This window comes from Aneurinibacillus sp. UBA3580 (genome assembly GCF_002375825.1).
Classification (GTDB): Bacteria; Bacillota; Bacilli; order Aneurinibacillales; family Aneurinibacillaceae; genus Aneurinibacillus; species Aneurinibacillus danicus.
Window position 1 is genome coordinate 11,759 of the sequence record NZ_DFMZ01000137.1, and the last position, 15,491, is coordinate 27,249.

The 15,491-nt window shown below is 41.2% G+C and carries 14 protein-coding genes, 2 pseudogenes and 1 CRISPR repeat array; of the genes and pseudogenes, 9 read left to right on the plus strand and 7 right to left on the minus strand.

What is annotated here, in order from left to right:
* The 8 genes and pseudogenes from B2899_RS18090 to B2899_RS18120 all read left to right on the plus strand — a co-directional run.
* On the plus strand, nt 1-223 hold a 223-nt coding region (locus B2899_RS18090; protein ID WP_286887580.1), incomplete at its 5' end, for a hypothetical protein.
* A gap of 100 nt (nt 224-323) precedes the next feature.
* Nucleotides 324-1,525: pseudogene (locus B2899_RS18095) on the plus strand (transposase).
* A 148-nt stretch (nt 1,526-1,673) separates the two neighbouring features.
* On the plus strand, nt 1,674-1,820 hold the full coding sequence (locus tag B2899_RS18530; protein WP_414631793.1) for a WYL domain-containing protein: 147 nt from the start codon (nt 1,674-1,676) through the stop codon (nt 1,818-1,820).
* Nucleotides 1,801-2,667, plus strand: coding sequence for a WYL domain-containing protein (locus tag B2899_RS18100; protein ID WP_286887581.1), 867 nt, complete (start codon nt 1,801-1,803; stop codon nt 2,665-2,667). Before B2899_RS18530 ends, B2899_RS18100 begins: the two co-directional genes overlap by 20 nt.
* Nucleotides 2,652-3,410: a CRISPR-associated endoribonuclease Cas6 gene (gene cas6 / locus B2899_RS18105; protein ID WP_286887582.1), complete on the plus strand. Its 759-nt coding sequence runs from the start codon at nt 2,652-2,654 to the stop codon at nt 3,408-3,410. Before B2899_RS18100 ends, cas6 begins: the two co-directional genes overlap by 16 nt.
* Nucleotides 3,411-3,564: 154 nt before the next feature.
* Nucleotides 3,565-4,329: direct repeats of the CRISPR family, unit length 30 nt; unit sequence GTTTGTAGCTTACCTATGAGGAATTGAAAT.
* Nucleotides 4,330-4,557: 228 nt separating this feature from the next.
* Nucleotides 4,558-4,959: an IS200/IS605 family transposase gene (gene tnpA / locus B2899_RS18110; protein ID WP_146811938.1), complete on the plus strand. Its 402-nt coding sequence runs from the start codon at nt 4,558-4,560 to the stop codon at nt 4,957-4,959.
* 6 nt (nt 4,960-4,965) lie between these two features.
* Entirely contained in the window at nt 4,966-6,069 is a 1,104-nt protein-coding gene (tnpB, locus tag B2899_RS18115; RefSeq protein ID WP_286887583.1) for an IS200/IS605 family element RNA-guided endonuclease TnpB, read from the plus strand.
* A 374-nt stretch (nt 6,070-6,443) separates the two neighbouring features.
* Entirely contained in the window at nt 6,444-6,602 is a 159-nt protein-coding gene (locus B2899_RS18120) for a hypothetical protein (RefSeq protein ID WP_286887584.1), read from the plus strand.
* Nucleotides 6,603-6,870: 268 nt separating this feature from the next.
* Here B2899_RS18120 and B2899_RS18125 read toward each other — a convergent pair whose 3' ends face one another.
* The 6 genes and pseudogenes from B2899_RS18125 to B2899_RS18150 form a co-directional block, all read right to left on the minus strand.
* A complete protein-coding gene (locus B2899_RS18125; RefSeq protein ID WP_286887585.1) occupies nt 6,871-7,371 on the minus strand; it encodes a DUF3368 domain-containing protein in 501 nt (166 codons plus the stop codon).
* A 4-nt stretch (nt 7,372-7,375) separates the two neighbouring features.
* Complete coding sequence (locus tag B2899_RS18130) at nt 7,376-7,660, minus strand: UPF0175 family protein (RefSeq protein ID WP_146811459.1); 285 nt, start codon at nt 7,658-7,660, stop codon at nt 7,376-7,378.
* A 138-nt stretch (nt 7,661-7,798) separates the two neighbouring features.
* Entirely contained in the window at nt 7,799-8,443 is a 645-nt protein-coding gene (locus B2899_RS18135; RefSeq protein ID WP_286887588.1) for a hypothetical protein, read from the minus strand.
* A pseudogene (locus B2899_RS18140) lies at nt 8,412-8,757 on the minus strand (calcium-binding protein). The gene B2899_RS18135 and the pseudogene B2899_RS18140 overlap by 32 nt, the downstream one beginning before the upstream one ends.
* A 122-nt stretch (nt 8,758-8,879) precedes the next feature.
* Nucleotides 8,880-10,313 carry an FRG domain-containing protein gene (locus tag B2899_RS18145; RefSeq protein ID WP_286887592.1) on the minus strand — a complete coding sequence of 478 codons (1,434 nt, stop codon included), beginning with the start codon at nt 10,311-10,313 and terminating at the stop codon, nt 8,880-8,882.
* Between the two features lie 42 nt (nt 10,314-10,355).
* Nucleotides 10,356-11,513, minus strand: a complete 1,158-nt coding sequence (locus B2899_RS18150; RefSeq protein WP_286887593.1) for a hypothetical protein — start codon at nt 11,511-11,513, stop codon at nt 10,356-10,358.
* A 916-nt stretch (nt 11,514-12,429) separates the two neighbouring features.
* Between B2899_RS18150 and B2899_RS18155 the strand changes: the two genes are divergently transcribed.
* Nucleotides 12,430-13,977 (plus strand): recombinase family protein, encoded by a 1,548-nt coding sequence (locus B2899_RS18155; protein WP_286887594.1) that lies wholly within the window; start codon nt 12,430-12,432, stop codon nt 13,975-13,977.
* Here B2899_RS18155 and rlmD read toward each other — a convergent pair.
* Nucleotides 13,974-15,368: a 23S rRNA (uracil(1939)-C(5))-methyltransferase RlmD gene (gene rlmD / locus B2899_RS18160; RefSeq protein WP_286887596.1), complete on the minus strand. Its 1,395-nt coding sequence runs from the start codon at nt 15,366-15,368 to the stop codon at nt 13,974-13,976. The genes B2899_RS18155 and rlmD overlap by 4 nt on opposite strands.
* Nucleotides 15,369-15,491: the final 123 nt, after the last annotated feature.

Genomic DNA, 15,491 nt, shown 5'->3' on the forward strand with positions numbered 1-15,491 from the left:
TGCCGCTCGTCCTTTTTCCACACAGAAGACAAGCGGCCGCTTTGTGGCCCTTCGGTCGGACCGGCAAAACATCCAGGTACCTCGAGGAGGGAAACCATTGCCGGTCTTTCTCTCCCTTAAGGGCCACACGCTCCACACGGAAAAAGCAACGGTCGGCACACGCCTCGCGTGTTTTTCCTTGCTTACGAATGGAGGGAAAATACATTTCACTTTATCGCTGTAAAGCGAAATATACTTTCCTATACATTAAAAAAGGACTTCACCCCTTATTTGTAGAATTTTGAAGTGACCAAACCACAAAAATCCACAAGGAGGAAGTCACTTTGTATATTCTACAAGAAAGTCTATTTTCCTTTGAAGAATTGCAAATTTTAGAGTCAAAAGAGAAATTACCGATCTTTTTTAGTGCTCTAGATTTGCGTCCTTATGCTAAACAATTGAAAAGTTCTTCACCCCAAGGGGCTGAAGGACATTCCAAAGAAGGGATATTAAGGGCTCTATCGCTGCCCCATTAGAAGGTATTGATACTTTTACTTCTCTTCACAATCGATTGAAAAATGACCTGCGTTTTCGTTACCAATGTGGTTTAGATATTAGCAGGCCTGCACCATCCATCTCTACTCTTAGCCGAGTATTTTCTTCACTAACCAAAACTGGACTCGTGAAAAGAATCTTTCAAGATCTCGTCCAGTTAGCTCAAGAGGAAGGAGTAATTGATGGAAAACATCAGGCTATCGACAGTGCCGCCATTGATGCTTACGAAAAGAAGCAGCCTAAAAAACGAAGTGAACAAACAGGCAACGCCAATTGGGAGGCAAAGTTTGATTCCTTCGGTAATAAAATTACTTGGTTTGGCTATAAGATGCATCTTTCCGTTGACACCAAAAGTGAATTACCAATGGCGATTGAAGTAACCCCTGCTCATATCAACGATGGGGATGTCGCACCACAATTAATTGAACAAGTAAAGAGTTGTACAAACTCTAAAATTGATTTCCTGATAATGGATGGTGGGTACGACCAGCTTAAAAACTACGAATCCGCCAAGAACATCGGGGCTCAAGCTATTATCCCACTCAATTTGCGTAATGAAAAGGAGCCTCCCGAAGGAATTGCCTCCAATGGAACCCCACGCTGTTCTATGGGGTACGAAATGACTTATTGGGGAGCCAATAAGGACCAGGTCAAATTCAGATGTCCACACGCAACCGGAAAAGTGGATTGCCCATTAGGAATGGCAGCCTGTTCATCCTCCAACTATGGAATGGTAGTAAAAATTAACGTGAATAAGGATCTTCGCCGATACTCTAATCCACACCGCGATTCCAAACGTTGGAAAGAACTTTACAATGAGCGAACCAGTGTAGAACGGTGCGATTCAAGAATGAAAAGTTATCTTACAGCGAACTCCCTGCATGTGTGGGGAATCGATAAAGTAAAAACTCATATTTACTTGAACGCCATCGTATTACTGGTTTCAGCTCTCGCAATGGCAAAAGAGAGTAAAAAGCAACAAACCGCTTAAAAAATTTTTAAAGCGAAAAATTCTACAAGTATGCCCAAAAAAGGACAAACAGAATATTTGTAAACCAAAGATACAAAATACCCCAATTTATTTGGGTTTCTTTTAAAACTCTTTTTACTAAAAATCTAATTTTGCAAAATGCTCATTTATGAATATTACCGTAAGCAAGGTCAACGAAATGAAGCCATGGATCCGGAGTTTCGGCTCGATCGCGGAAGTCCTGGCGCCCGGTAAGTTACGACAGAAGATAAAACAGGAGTGGGAGGCATTGCGGCATGAATACGACGTTCTTTGAAAAAGTACATAACCACGAACTCCGCCAGGCTCTGATTGATTATGCGGAACAGAACGGCAACTCTCTCTTTCCGATTACGGTCCAGGAGAAGCGATGGCTGAAAGGGATTCTACTTGCACCGGAAGCAGAACACTTCCTCTCCCCTCACATCCGCGATACCCTGCTTGAACCGCTGGGCGGGTACGAGCCGCTGCAGGCGAGCCGGCAGGTCCTCGAAAAAGGAAAGCCACATCACGACCTGGCTCCCGCATCTGGAACATGGTATGAACACATACGCACACTGCGCCAGGCACTGGCAGAGCGAAGAGGGATTCGTCTCTCCTACCGTACCCAGGCTGGCCTTGCTATGACGGATTGCGAGGGCATTGCCTACCGGCTCGAGGTTTCCACGGTTAGACGGGAGTGGTATCTTCTCTGGCTTCCGCAGGAGCCGGGCGAGCAGCCGATTATCAGCACGCCGCTGTCGCTTCAGGATAATGTTTCGCTTTCCTCCGCCTGCGATGAGCGCCGTCTGGAAGAAATCCGTACCCTTTTCCAGCAAAAGCGCCGGCAGGCTCAGATACAAATCGTGCCGGAATATAACGGGGAACGCAGACGCATTTTTTACATGTTTTCCTGCTTTGAAAAAGAGGTGGCATACGAGAAAGACACCGATACGTATACCATTCATGTGTATTACCTGGAAGACGAGAAGGAATACATCCTCTCCCGCATCCGCTTTCTCGGCAAACGCATTCGTGTGTTTGCGCCGGAGGACATGAGGGTGCGCATGCGAGATACAGCGACCCGTGCGCTTGCCCGTTATACGGAAGAGACAGGAGGCGTCGACCTGTGCGTATCCGAGTGACCCTTGCTTTTGAAGATGCCCTTTCGCTACCTATTTCCTACCAGCAGGCCCTGCAGGCGATGGTGTACCGGATGATCGGGGATAAAGAACTGCAGCACTTCCTGCACAATCAGGGGTTTTCATTTGAGAACGCCCGCTTCAAGCCGCTCTGTTATTCCTGGCTGCAGGGGGCGTACCGGGTGCAGGGGCACCGGCTGACGTTTACCTCTCCGGTGACCTTTTCTATCAGTTCATGCTGGGAACTGCCTGTTCACATGATTATGGCCTCGCTGGAGGAAAGAAAAGAGTTTCATCTCATGGGGACGCCAGTTCGTGTAGAAAAAGTAGAGCGAGTGAAAGAGCCGGTTTTTACGGAGGATATGACGGTTCGCACACTGTCACCGATTACGATCTATTCCACGCTGTATACGTCGGAAGGAAAGAAAGTGACACACTACTATGATCCGCAGGACCGGAAGTTCTCGGAGTTGATTCAACAGAATTTGATAAAGAAGGCACAGGCGTTCTGTCTCGGTGATTTCACCGGCCAGCCTTTCCGGATACAGCCGGTCGGCTCTTCTGCTTCGCGTCGGCAGCGAACGGTGCAGTACAAGGGAATTATTATTAAAGCCTGGCACGGTACGTTCCGTCTGAGCGGAAATCCGGAGCTGAAGAGGCTGGCCTATCAGAGCGGTGTCGGCGGGAAAAACGCGCACGGATTCGGTCTAGTGGAGGTATATTCACCTTCTGGTTCGAGGCAGTAAAAAATGGGTCTGTCGTCGATCTTCAGTGGTGTAAAAAACACCGGAGATCGACGACAGATGAAATACAGATATATCAAGAGTTTACGAGTTTTTTCTTGAAAATGGAAGCGAGGTGTGGCATGCTAGAAGTGTTGATAGGACGCTGCTTTGATGGGTTTGTAGCTTACCTATGAGGAATTGAAATACATTGCATGTAACCCTGTCGCCCCGCCTAATCCCGTTTGTAGCTTACCTATGAGGAATTGAAATACGTGAATCATGTCCATGTTATGCACATAATAGCGTCCGTTTGTAGCTTACCTATGAGGAATTGAAATATGTGGAGTATCGTTGGATAACCATAGCAAAAAATGTAGGTTTGTAGCTTACCTATGAGGAATTGAAATCTACCGTTTTCTATCTTTGTATACCAAGATCGACCGTTTGTAGCTTACCTATGAGGAATTGAAATCCATTTTTCCGGCCAACAAAAATAAGCCCTTCCTTGAGTTTGTAGCTTACCTATGAGGAATTGAAATTGGACAGTAGGGGAGAGGTACAGGGACATGGAATAGTTTGTAGCTTACCTATGAGGAATTGAAATTCTGGAAGTTATAATTGGCTATTCCACCACGGATTGTTTGTAGCTTACCTATGAGGAATTGAAATATAGTTCATACTGAGCATCTGTAAAGTCGTCGCAATCGAGTTTGTAGCTTACCTATGAGGAATTGAAATCCGCTTCATTGTTGACATACCACTTTTTCAAAACTTTGGTTTGTAGCTTACCTATGAGGAATTGAAATCTTAAATTCATTTTCTATTTTGATAAATTCATCATATCGTTTGTAGCTTACCTATGAGGAATTGAAATATCTGCTTCACCAGGCGAGGTATACTAAAGTAGCCCGTTTGTAGCTTACCTATGAGGAATTGAAACAAATATGCCTTAATCTCCTGTGCTGTCGGTGTGTAAGATTTATGAATTAGCCGAGAACACTCGTGACTTCAGTCATGAGATGAATCAGTTTCGGACAAGGCGTGTCTTTTGACACGTCAATTGTCCGACATATGTTAACTTAGTGATTAACAAAAAAAGCACCGATATTTAGCGGTAATGACTTGAAAAATATTTGACATATGTTATCCTGTGATTGAGGTGGATAACATGGCAGAAGTCAAACATGGTAGAGGATATGTGTACTCTATCCAATACCATATTGTATGGTGTGTGAAATATCGCCATAAAGTGTTGCTTGGTGATATAGATAAAAAACTAAAGGAAATACTCAATCAAATTGCTGCAGATAACGGTTTCACGATTTCAGAAATTGAAAGTGATTGTGACCATGTTCATCTCCTAATTGATTGTAATCCGCAACATTCAATTCCGAATATCATCAAAGCGTTAAAGGGGGTTTCGGCAAGATTGCTATTTAAAGAGTTCCCCCAGCTAAAAAAGAAGCTATGGGGAGGGAATCTCTGGAATCCTTCTTACTTTGTGGCAACCGTAAGTGAACACACGGAAGCGCAAATACGACAATACATCCAAAATCAGAAAGTGGGGTGAAAAGCGATGTTAGTAAATAAAGCATACAAATTCCGTATCTATCCAACCAAAGAGCAGGAAGTATTAATTGCTAAAACGATTGGTTGCAGTCGATTTGTGTTCAACCACTTCTTGGCAAAGTGGAACGAAACATACAAAGAAACAGGTAAAGGATTATCATACGGAGTATGTTCTTCCGAACTACCGAATCTGAAAAAAGAATTACCTTGGCTAAAAGAAGTAGATAGCATCGCTATTCAATCATCAGTAAAGAACCTCGCAGACGCATATTCACGATTCTTCAAGAAGCAGAATGATGCACCACGTTTCAAGTCAAAAAGGAATAAAGTTCAGTCGTACACAACGAAACACACAAACGGAAATATTGCGATTGAAGGAAATAAGATCAAACTCCCTAAACTTGGACTTGTTCGTTTTGCGAAATCAAGAGAGGCAGAAGGGCGTATTTTAAATGCTACGATTAGACGCAATCCTTCTGGCAAATACTTTGTTTCGTTGTTAGTAGAAACAGACGTGCAACCATTGCTAAAAACAAACAAAGAAGTCGGTATTGACGTTGGGTTAAAGGATTTCGCTATTCTATCTAACGGTGAAGTGTTCGAGAATCCGAAATTCCTACGGAATATGGAACAAAAACTCATTCGTGAACAACGTATCCTTTCCAGACGTGTGAAAGGTTCTTCAAACTGGAATAAACAACGAGTTAAGGTTGCCACAATCCATGAACGCATTGCCAATGCGCGAACAGACTATTTGCAAAAAATTTCAACGCATATTGTCAAAAACCACGACATCATTGCGATTGAAGATTTGCAAGTGTCTAACATGATGAAGAACCAAAAACTTGCCAAAGCGATTAGCGAAGTGTCTTGGTATCAATTCAGAACGATGCTTGAGTATAAAGCGAAGTGGTATGGGCGTACTGTCGTTGCCATAGGCAAAACATTCGCTTCCTCTCAGCTCTGTTCGTGTTGTGGATACCAAAACAAAGAAGTTAAAAATCTTAACTTGCGACAATGGAAGTGTCCTTCTTGTCATAGCGAATGGGATAGGGATGTGAACGCAAGTTTGAATATTCTTGCCGAAGGCAAAAGACTACTATCTGCATAATCGCAGTAACCGCAGGAACTGCGGGGATAGCTTGGTGGTACATCATGTACCAATTCTGTTCAGTAGAACGGACTAACCAAGAATCTCGTGGCTTTAGCCATGAGAGGTTCAAAGTTTACCTCACTAACGTTGCATTAAATTTTAGGAAATAATTTACATATCCTGACTATAAAAAAATCCTTTACAATTGAAGATAAAATATTTCGTCCCTGCTTTTTAACCGTCGATATGAAACTGCGTATGATACAAAATGTATGAGAACCACGTTTGCTAAGGAATGTGCCTGATATTTTTTGCTTCAATTTTGCCATCCGTATATTTTTTAGGTCGCTCTAAGGATATGGACTAGGGGGAGTTTCTAAGGGGATTATGGATTGGTTATTTATGCGGCGCTCGTATTTCTATTATTGCTTTTATGTTTAATTGGAAATGGACCAGTGATTCAAGTCGTAATCTTGAAGAAATTCGTAGAATTGCCGAACGAATTGAAAAAGATGTTGAAAATCGAACTCATGAGATTGAACGTAGAGTAGAAGAAGGAACTGAAAATATTGAACGTATGCTTGATACGAAAACCGAAAATATTACGAGAATAATTGAAGTTCAGCTGTAGAATTAATTGAAAGAGCGTGCCTAAGGCAGATGACAAAGCTTTCGCATCCTTTATGTCTGAACTCGCGCTCTAAGTTATTTACAGAGACTTTCAAAAACCCGGAATTTATGCGCGAATTAATGAGTATAGGAGCTAATAGTCCAAATAAAAGAATACAAGCCGCTAACCATTTATGTTGGCGGATTGTCTCATAGTTCTTTTTCTGCTTCCAATACCATATGGTAAATCGGTTGCGAAATTCGGTATCCTTCTGCGATCAAAAAGTCCATGTATGGCTTAACATATTCAATCTTTCCCTCGCGTTTTGCGATTCGCAGAATGCCGATCGAACCAATGATGGTAAGAAAGAAGTTCTTCGCAGTTTGCCGTGCAGCTTTTTCATCGATTAGCACAAAGTCGGCATTAAGTTCCCTGCCCCCAACGATGGTTTCCAGTTCACCTTTATGTAATTTGCCGTACAGCGAGTTTACAAGCAATTGATCTTGTACCTTATAAATGTTTATGTTTTTGTCCTGTACGGCCTGGTCAACTTCCGCTTTTCCACTACTTTGTTCATCTGCAGAGGCCATGATTTCCTGGTATACACCTTCAGAAATAAAGACTTGATCATATAACTCCCAAAGCAAGTGAAGCTGGTGGATTTTCGATAAAGCGATTAAGGGGCTTGTGTTGCTGATAATTCTAGCCATTCTCCTACTCTCCTTGGAAGTATTTTTCGATTGCAACGTTGTCATCTTCTACATGTTCTTCGGTGTATTCCATCCAAGGTATTTTTTTGCTGGATAAAATCTTGATGAAGTCAGAAAGCGGCTTTTCAGCAAGTTCGGATGCGCGTTCTAATGTTACCGCTCTTTCCACGAATAGACCGATAGCTAAAGATACTCTCAGTTTTTGATCAAGGGAAGTTCCATATCCTGTCTTATCAATAACCTGCAAAAATTCTTCAGGGACGCGAACTTCAGGTATATTTTTGTCCATGACAACCCCTCTTTTGTTTTGAAGTTGAAATAATTACTGTAGCAGATTGCTGTGCCTGACCTTATTATACAATAAAGTGAGGGATTTATAGAAAAAGTAAAAGTAGTTGCAACCATACTGGTAATCCACCGAAATTTCTTACTGCTCCTTGGTCGATTTTCTCCTCTTTTTCATAACAAAAACGGTAAAATACATGACAAAGCAACTGATAAAAAAACTTATATCAAAAATAAATCGTAATGTATCATATTGAAATTTACCAAAAACTAATTCGTACAATTTAGACGAAACCCAAATCAATCCGATCACCAAATACGCATTTGAATAGGCTTTTAGCATAATTTTTTGTCCTGCTGTACTATCCTCATGTTCTTTTTCGAATTTCTCTTTCGCTGATATCAGTGGAAATAGTAAGAATGCAACTATAACTGCCACAATCCATCCAATAACATTTATTATAATCTCTCCCCCTCCTTCTTTCTTTATTTCATGATTTTCACAGAAAACGACCATGGCGTTTCCGCCGCAACCCCGATATGAAAATGATGGGAAGGGCGGCTGACTTTTGTGGTACGAGGGAAAAGTGAGAAGAGAACGAGAAGATGATTTTAATGTGGAAAAAGGCGAACGCCTTTTTCTTCCCTGGATCTCATTTCCTCTTCTCCTCTTTCTTTTCTCATGATTTTCACAGAAAAAGCACCTACTACATTTACGGTAGATGCCCCTGCACCGTCTAAGTGTCATATTTATCTCATCGATTAGCAAACCATACTGAATAATCATCAATTACTTTTCTTTCCATATCATTCAGTTCAATAACTTTTAATTCACATAGTGGAAAATAAATTTTTTTCCTACCCAGTCTTGCGTGTGCAATAATTCCATATTTATCATCAATATCATCAATGGAATGCACTTTCAATACATCCCCATACTGAACTCTTCTCCTGTATTTCAAATACCCTTGCTTTAAAAGGGAATTGTACAGTCTCCTGAATACACTTGAACCATTCTTCCATGATAGCAAATTCATCACTAAGATCTTGTACAACTCTTGAAATTCGTACATCTTGGTCTTCATCAAATTTCCACTTCATGCGATTTCCCCCAGATTTTTCTTACTTTCCATCCTTCAAATATAGCCTTACCACGCACTCCACATGTGTGGAGTAGTTAATTAGGACGGTCTATGCGAAATGTGCTACCAACAACTATCTTTCTAATCCCCACCTAAACCCAGTCTTATACTTTCATTATTTAGTATTGATTTTGATTTACTACAATCCTTTATGATCCTTTCACACCAATAACGTATAAACATTTCCTTTTGTCCTCGATTTCTATAATAAATTATGTCATCAATAATACGTTCTACATCTTTAATGAAATTATACGCAGCTTCTACAAAACCATTTATTTTCGGATTGCCTCTTCCTATATCATCAGCCGCACGCGAACAGTCTTTTACTCTAATTTTATTCTCATCAATCTTATTAACTATTAAAGAAATAGAGTAGTCCTCATGAGAAATAATTTCGCAAATTTCATTGTAAAAAGAACTAACTTCAGCTATTAAAGGAGAATATCTTTCAAGTATTTCATTCTGTGATATCTGTTCGTTTATATATCGCATTCTATTTATAAAGTAATTATTATTCCATACAATATTGCAAGGATTACTCTCTTTCCATTCAGTTCTACATATCCAATTAGCTTCAACTATGTCATTCTCATCATAATAAAAATATGTCCATATTCGAGCATTATAACCATAAGTATCAAACAATTGTTGGTATATATTTTTAATTTGGAATACTAGCTTATCCCTGTCAAAATGTACAGTATCAACTCTGTATTTTGCATTTATTTTGTTGAAGTATGCTCGTTGATTTAATACAAGATCTTCACAAATAACATTAAAATCATTAGGAAAGGAGTTGTTTTCAAATTTATGATACAAAATTTCTTTAGTAAACCCTATCTCAGCAAGTCTCTTTTTTATTACATTTTTAATTCCTGATGGCACAATGATTTTTTCAACTATTATATCGTCTAATTTACATTCACCAATCCGATTTATAAAACCTTCATCAATTGAAAAACCGAATAATAATGCTGTCCCTCCTTGTAATATTGCTCTACGATTTGAATACGAAAATTGATAGTCGTACTGGATAATATAGTTTTTTCTGAGTATAGATTTTATTTCTTCAAGGTCTTCTGCTTCATTTGCAAGTGCATTCAGATTCAAATCACTGGTTATTAAAGCTCTAGAAAAGATATCGAGTTCATATCTATTGCATGGTATTGCTCTTTCTTTATCGAAAATAAAAATAACACCATCTTCACTGTCCTGGTCCTGATCTTCAGTTGAAAAATATAAGGCACTAAGCGGACTTATCGTTAAATCGCATATTCTTGTTGGTGTCCCGTAATGTTGTAATTTAAAGACACTAGATATTGCATCCAATCCACTTTCTGACATTTCTTTAATTATGCTTTTATATTCATTATGAACAAGTTCTGGTTTTCTAAAAAGGGAAGGAATAATGTTCCAGTTTTTATTTGCTTGTCCTCTGAAATAAAACTTATTTTTGTATTTTTCTGTGTAATTAACATATTCCTCAAATGAATTTATTGTATTAATTTTCATATTATTTATTTTGCACCTCACTTTAATCTAACAAATCGTAATTTATATTGGTCCTCCAATATGATAATATTCGGGATCAAGTATAAACTCACTCCCTGTTATATCAAGCCAGTTATTACTTAGTTGGATTACCCTCCATATACACTCACAGAATGGTTCTAAAGCTAAAGAGTTGAACTTAAAGGGAGATACTAAAATTTCCCTTTCAACCCGTATCATTGTTCCCACATTTAATACCTTGCCCTGTTCATTATCAATCATATGTAAAAGGATATATGAGTCAGGCCTATTAGATTTGTTCATATTTCCCGCAGAAATAACACCAAATTTTCTTATAGGATTTAGTGTTTTAATAAAAATGGGGTTGTCTCTTCTAAACGAAATATGCCATTGGAAACTTCTAATCCAATCATTTAGACTTAAAATGGTAACTGCCCAATCTGTTGGATAATTTGAAGATGAGTTAATCGTATTGAAAAGCTCTATTAACTTTTCCTGAACATCTTTTAAGTTTTTATATGCGAAAAAACCAAGAATACTCTCTCTCTTGGTAAGCAAATCGAACAGCTTATTTTTCTCTAAATTTAATAGGTCCGTAACTTTTCTTAATGAGTCGGACATACTATATGTATCATACACGATTGTACTTATATGCTTTAACACTTCAAGAAAACAATAATCAATTTTCCCTTTAACATAATCTCTTAAAGGATTAAATAGAACACCTTTAGAGAACATTTCCGATATATTTTTGAAGAAAATTTCTGACACTCTTTGTTTTTCATTTGCTTTATCGGAATCATAAACCAAAATTCTCCTATGATTTATATCAAATGGCACATCAGTTAATTCACCGTATTTTTTATTAAAGAGACATATAACTTTTTCCCATCCTAAAGCCTTAGCAGCATAACCTAATTCGACAAGAACATTAGGATTCGGTGTTTTTCTTCCTGGATAGTCTTTATTTATGATGGATATATCGCATATGAAAATATCACTCTTATTAATTTTTGTAAAAATCGTATCAGATATATCTGGCGAACCAGTTGTCCCTAACGTATCTCTATCATATTCTGCAAAAACTTTAATTTCATATGACAATTTATTTATAGCTTTCTTAATCGCGTCGTTAATAAAACTTCTGTTTGAATTATTAGGCAAATCTGATTGCCAAGAATAAAACACATTTATTTTCAACCCCAAATCTTCCTTTCCTAGATATGCTTATATATTCTAATTATAGCGAATTATTGTGTTATTTTCAGAGTGAAAAGTCAGATATCTGCAACACACACCATCATTTGAGGGAAATAGAGAAGTTGAAGCTATGTCAAATTCAACAATTAGATTTTTGGAGAGGAGGCGGGGGGCTATGTGAAGATAGGAACACAGAGCATTCCCCCTTGAAAATAGGGGAATGAACTAGGCTATGTGAGGATGAGGTTTCCAGAGCCTACGAGACATCAGACGCACCCAGGTGTAGCTTTACTGCGTGGATGGCTTCATTCCATCACTCTGTCAAGATTCCCTGCCAATTAGGCACTACGACGGGGCCACTCATTTGAGTGGTATCTGGGAAAAGGCAATGTGCCTCTAACGCACGATACACCGATGATGATCGGGCCGGTTCTTTAACGTGTGCTACCGAAAAACCACGTGAAAAGCTATATTGAGTTTTTAACAAGTTGTTGCATGATTGTCCTCCATAAGCCTTATACGAAGTCAGATGCGATTAATCCAACAGAATAAATCATCTTTTCACAATCAATCCGTTTCTGAACTTTGGTGAACTTCAAAAATCGTACAAATCAATAACTCCATAATTTCCTGCAATGTTTGCTCACCACTAAACACTCTTTGTGTCATTCTATTTTCCCTCCGCAACAGATTTCACAGAATTTTTCAAAGGGAAGTTTCCTAGCCACCCCGCTCGCCATCCGAAAAGTTGCTTTTTCTAGGCATCGGGCGGGGTGAATCACCAAAAGAACCAGCTTCAAACTGTGGACATCCCTCTGACAGCCTAATACGAAGTCACAAACGAAAAATCCAGCGCTAAAATCAAACTGGATTGTTGGTAGCACGTTTCGTATGAGGCTCGTAGGAGGGGCTACATATGAAGTGTGCAGTTTATGCCCGTGTCAGCACGGAGATGAAAAGTCAATTGGACAGTCTGGAAAATCAACTGACGTTCTTTGAAAACTTCATAAGGGAAAAAGGCTGGGAATTGGTCAAAACCTATGCGGATGAAGGCAAAAGCGGCACAAGTACGGTCAAACGTGTAGAACTGCAAAAATTGTTGAAGGACGCGGAGCAACGAAAATTTGAGATTGTACTCATCAAATCCGTATCAAGGTGGGCAAGAGATACCGTTGACTCGATTACCTTGGTAAGACAACTCATGAGTTATGGTATTCGGGTGATGTCTGTTGAGGACAATTTCGATTCATTTGACGATGGAGCGGAATTCAAATTGGCAATCTATTCAGCGCTTGCCCAACAGGAAAGCGACACCATTTCTAAACGTGTGAAATTTGGGATTTCCGTAAAGTCTCGGGAAGGCAAATTTCACGGCAGTCTCCCTCCGTATGGTTATGAAAAAGTGAAGGGCAAGCTGGAGCTTCATCCGATTCACTCACAAACCGTCCGACTTATTTTTGATCTGTATTTACGGGAAGGATGGGGCATGCAGAAGATAGCCAATTACCTGACCGCTAAGAAAATCCCCACCGCGCGGGCGGTAGCTGGAGCAAAAAATGCAGGCGACAAATGGCAATACTCAACCGTGAAATTGATTCTGACCAATCCTCACTATACGGGTGACTTGGTACAAGGGCGTTCCAAGACTGACGGGAAAGACAAAATATTTTTGCAGAAGAAAGGCTACAAAAAGCGGCTACAGAATAAACAGGATGAATGGATTGTCATTCCTGACGCCCACCCCGCCATCATTTCGCGGGAAGAGTTTCAAGAAGTACAGGAAAAGATCAGTAAAAGGGGAGAGAAAATCTTTAGAGGTCGCGGGAAAAAGGCGCTTTTTGCACGTTTGGCATTTTGTGCGGATTGCGGCGCGGGGATGAACTACAAAAACGACCGAAAAGGCTATGTCTGTGCTACATACCAGAAAAACGGCAAGCAAAAATGCCAGTCCCATTACATCAAACATGCAGACCTAAAGGACAAGGTACTGGCTGATTTGCGAGATTTAGCGACCAATTCTCTAAACATGAAGGCATTGCTGGATATAGCCTTGAAAAGGGCGGGGACAAAGAAGCTTGGGGCTATGGAAGAATTAAAAAGGGTAGAACGGGAAATTCATTCCCTGCAAACAGAGAAAAGGGAACTGCTCCGTTTGCTCACCCGCCAAGTCATCACTCAACGCGATTATGAAGAGCAGTATCAGCTTATCAACAACGAACAATCCAATTTGGAACAGCAAAAGCGCACATTAGAGGATACACTTTCGAAAGAGGTTGACACAGAAACAAACATACACGCTTTTCATGCTGAAATACAGCGCTTTATCAGCCTTCAGTTCGATAACGAAGAAATGCTTCGGCACGTACTACATAGACTTATAGATCGTGTAGAAGTGTCGGCGGACGGACAAATCACCATCCATTACAATTTCAAAAATCCAATGCAAAAGGGAGCCGCAAGTTAGGCTCCCTTTCTTACCATCAATATTACACACTCCACATGTGAAGTATGTGGAAACATATCCACCGGCTGCACCCATTCCAGTCGATATGTTTTCAGCAAATGCGCCACATCGCGGGCCAAAGTCGACGGGTTACAGGATACGTATACGAACCGCTTCGGCTTTGCTTTCAGTACCGCATCCAGCAGCGCCTTATCACAACCCACGCGCGGCGGATCTACGACGACAACATCCGGGCGCTCGCCCTGCTTTACCCATTTCGGCAGCAACTCTTCCGCCTTGCCCACATAGAATTCGGCATTTGTAATGCCGCTCTTCTCCGCGTTCCGCTTCGCGTCCTCGATTGCTTCCGGAATCACTTCGATGCCGCGCACCCGCTTCGCATCGGGAGCCAGCCAGAGCGCAATCGTTCCAACGCCGCAGTAGGCATCCACTACCATTTCCGAACCTGTCAGGCCGGCCGCTTCTTTGGCCGCGCCGTACAGCTTGACCGTCTGGGACGGATTCAACTGGAAGAACGCGCGCGGCGACAGCGAGAATTTAACGTCACCGAGCGATTCGTCAATTGTGTCTTTGCCCCATAGTGTTATTGTTTTATCCCCGAAGATAAGCGATGTTTTCTGTGTATTGATGTTCTGGTTAATGCTTGTGAGTTCCGGAAGGCGCATGCGCAGTTCGGTGATAATCTCCTTCTTGCGCGGCAACTTCTCCTCCGCTGTGACGAGGATAAGCTGCATCTCGCCTGTTTCAAACCCGACGCGCGCGACAATCGTACGGATGATGCCGGTCCGTTTTCGCTCGTTATAGACGGGAATGTTAAGCTTTTCGAGCACGTCCCGCGCGGCCGCAATCATCCGGTTCGTCTCCGGATGCTGAATCGGACAGTCGCCGATATCAATCAGCTGGTGGCTGTCCGGCGCGTACAGGCCGGTAATCATACGGCCATCCTTCATGCCGGCCTGGAGCTGGGCCTTGTTGCGGTAGCTCCACGGATCATCCATGCCAAGGATAGGGCGCAGCGGAAGCTCGCCGATATCGGTATATTTCTCGAACGCGCTGCGCACGATGTCTTCCTTGGCCCGCAGCTGTCCTTCATATGTCATGTGCTGCATTTGGCAGCCACCGCATTGTTCATATACCGGGCAGGGGGGCGTCTGGCGCAATTCGGATGACTGCTTTATTTTTTTTACTTTTCCTTCGGCAAACGAAGGCTGTACATTCGTAATTTTAACTTCTACGACTTCATCGGGAAGCGCACCCGGTACAAACACTGCTTTGCGCTTGTAGTAGCCGATGCCTTCTCCGTTGATGCCAATGCGCTTTATGGTCAGCAGAATTTCCTGTCCAATATTCAATCGGACATCGCGTTTTTGGGATTTTGATCTGTTTTTCATTAAGTTTTTCACCTTTTCTTAACATATATGGAATGCCAGCATATCAAAAAAACCACCATGGCGCTTCAGCCGCAACCCCGACATAAAAATCGTGGGAAGGGCGGCTGACTCTTGTGGTACGAA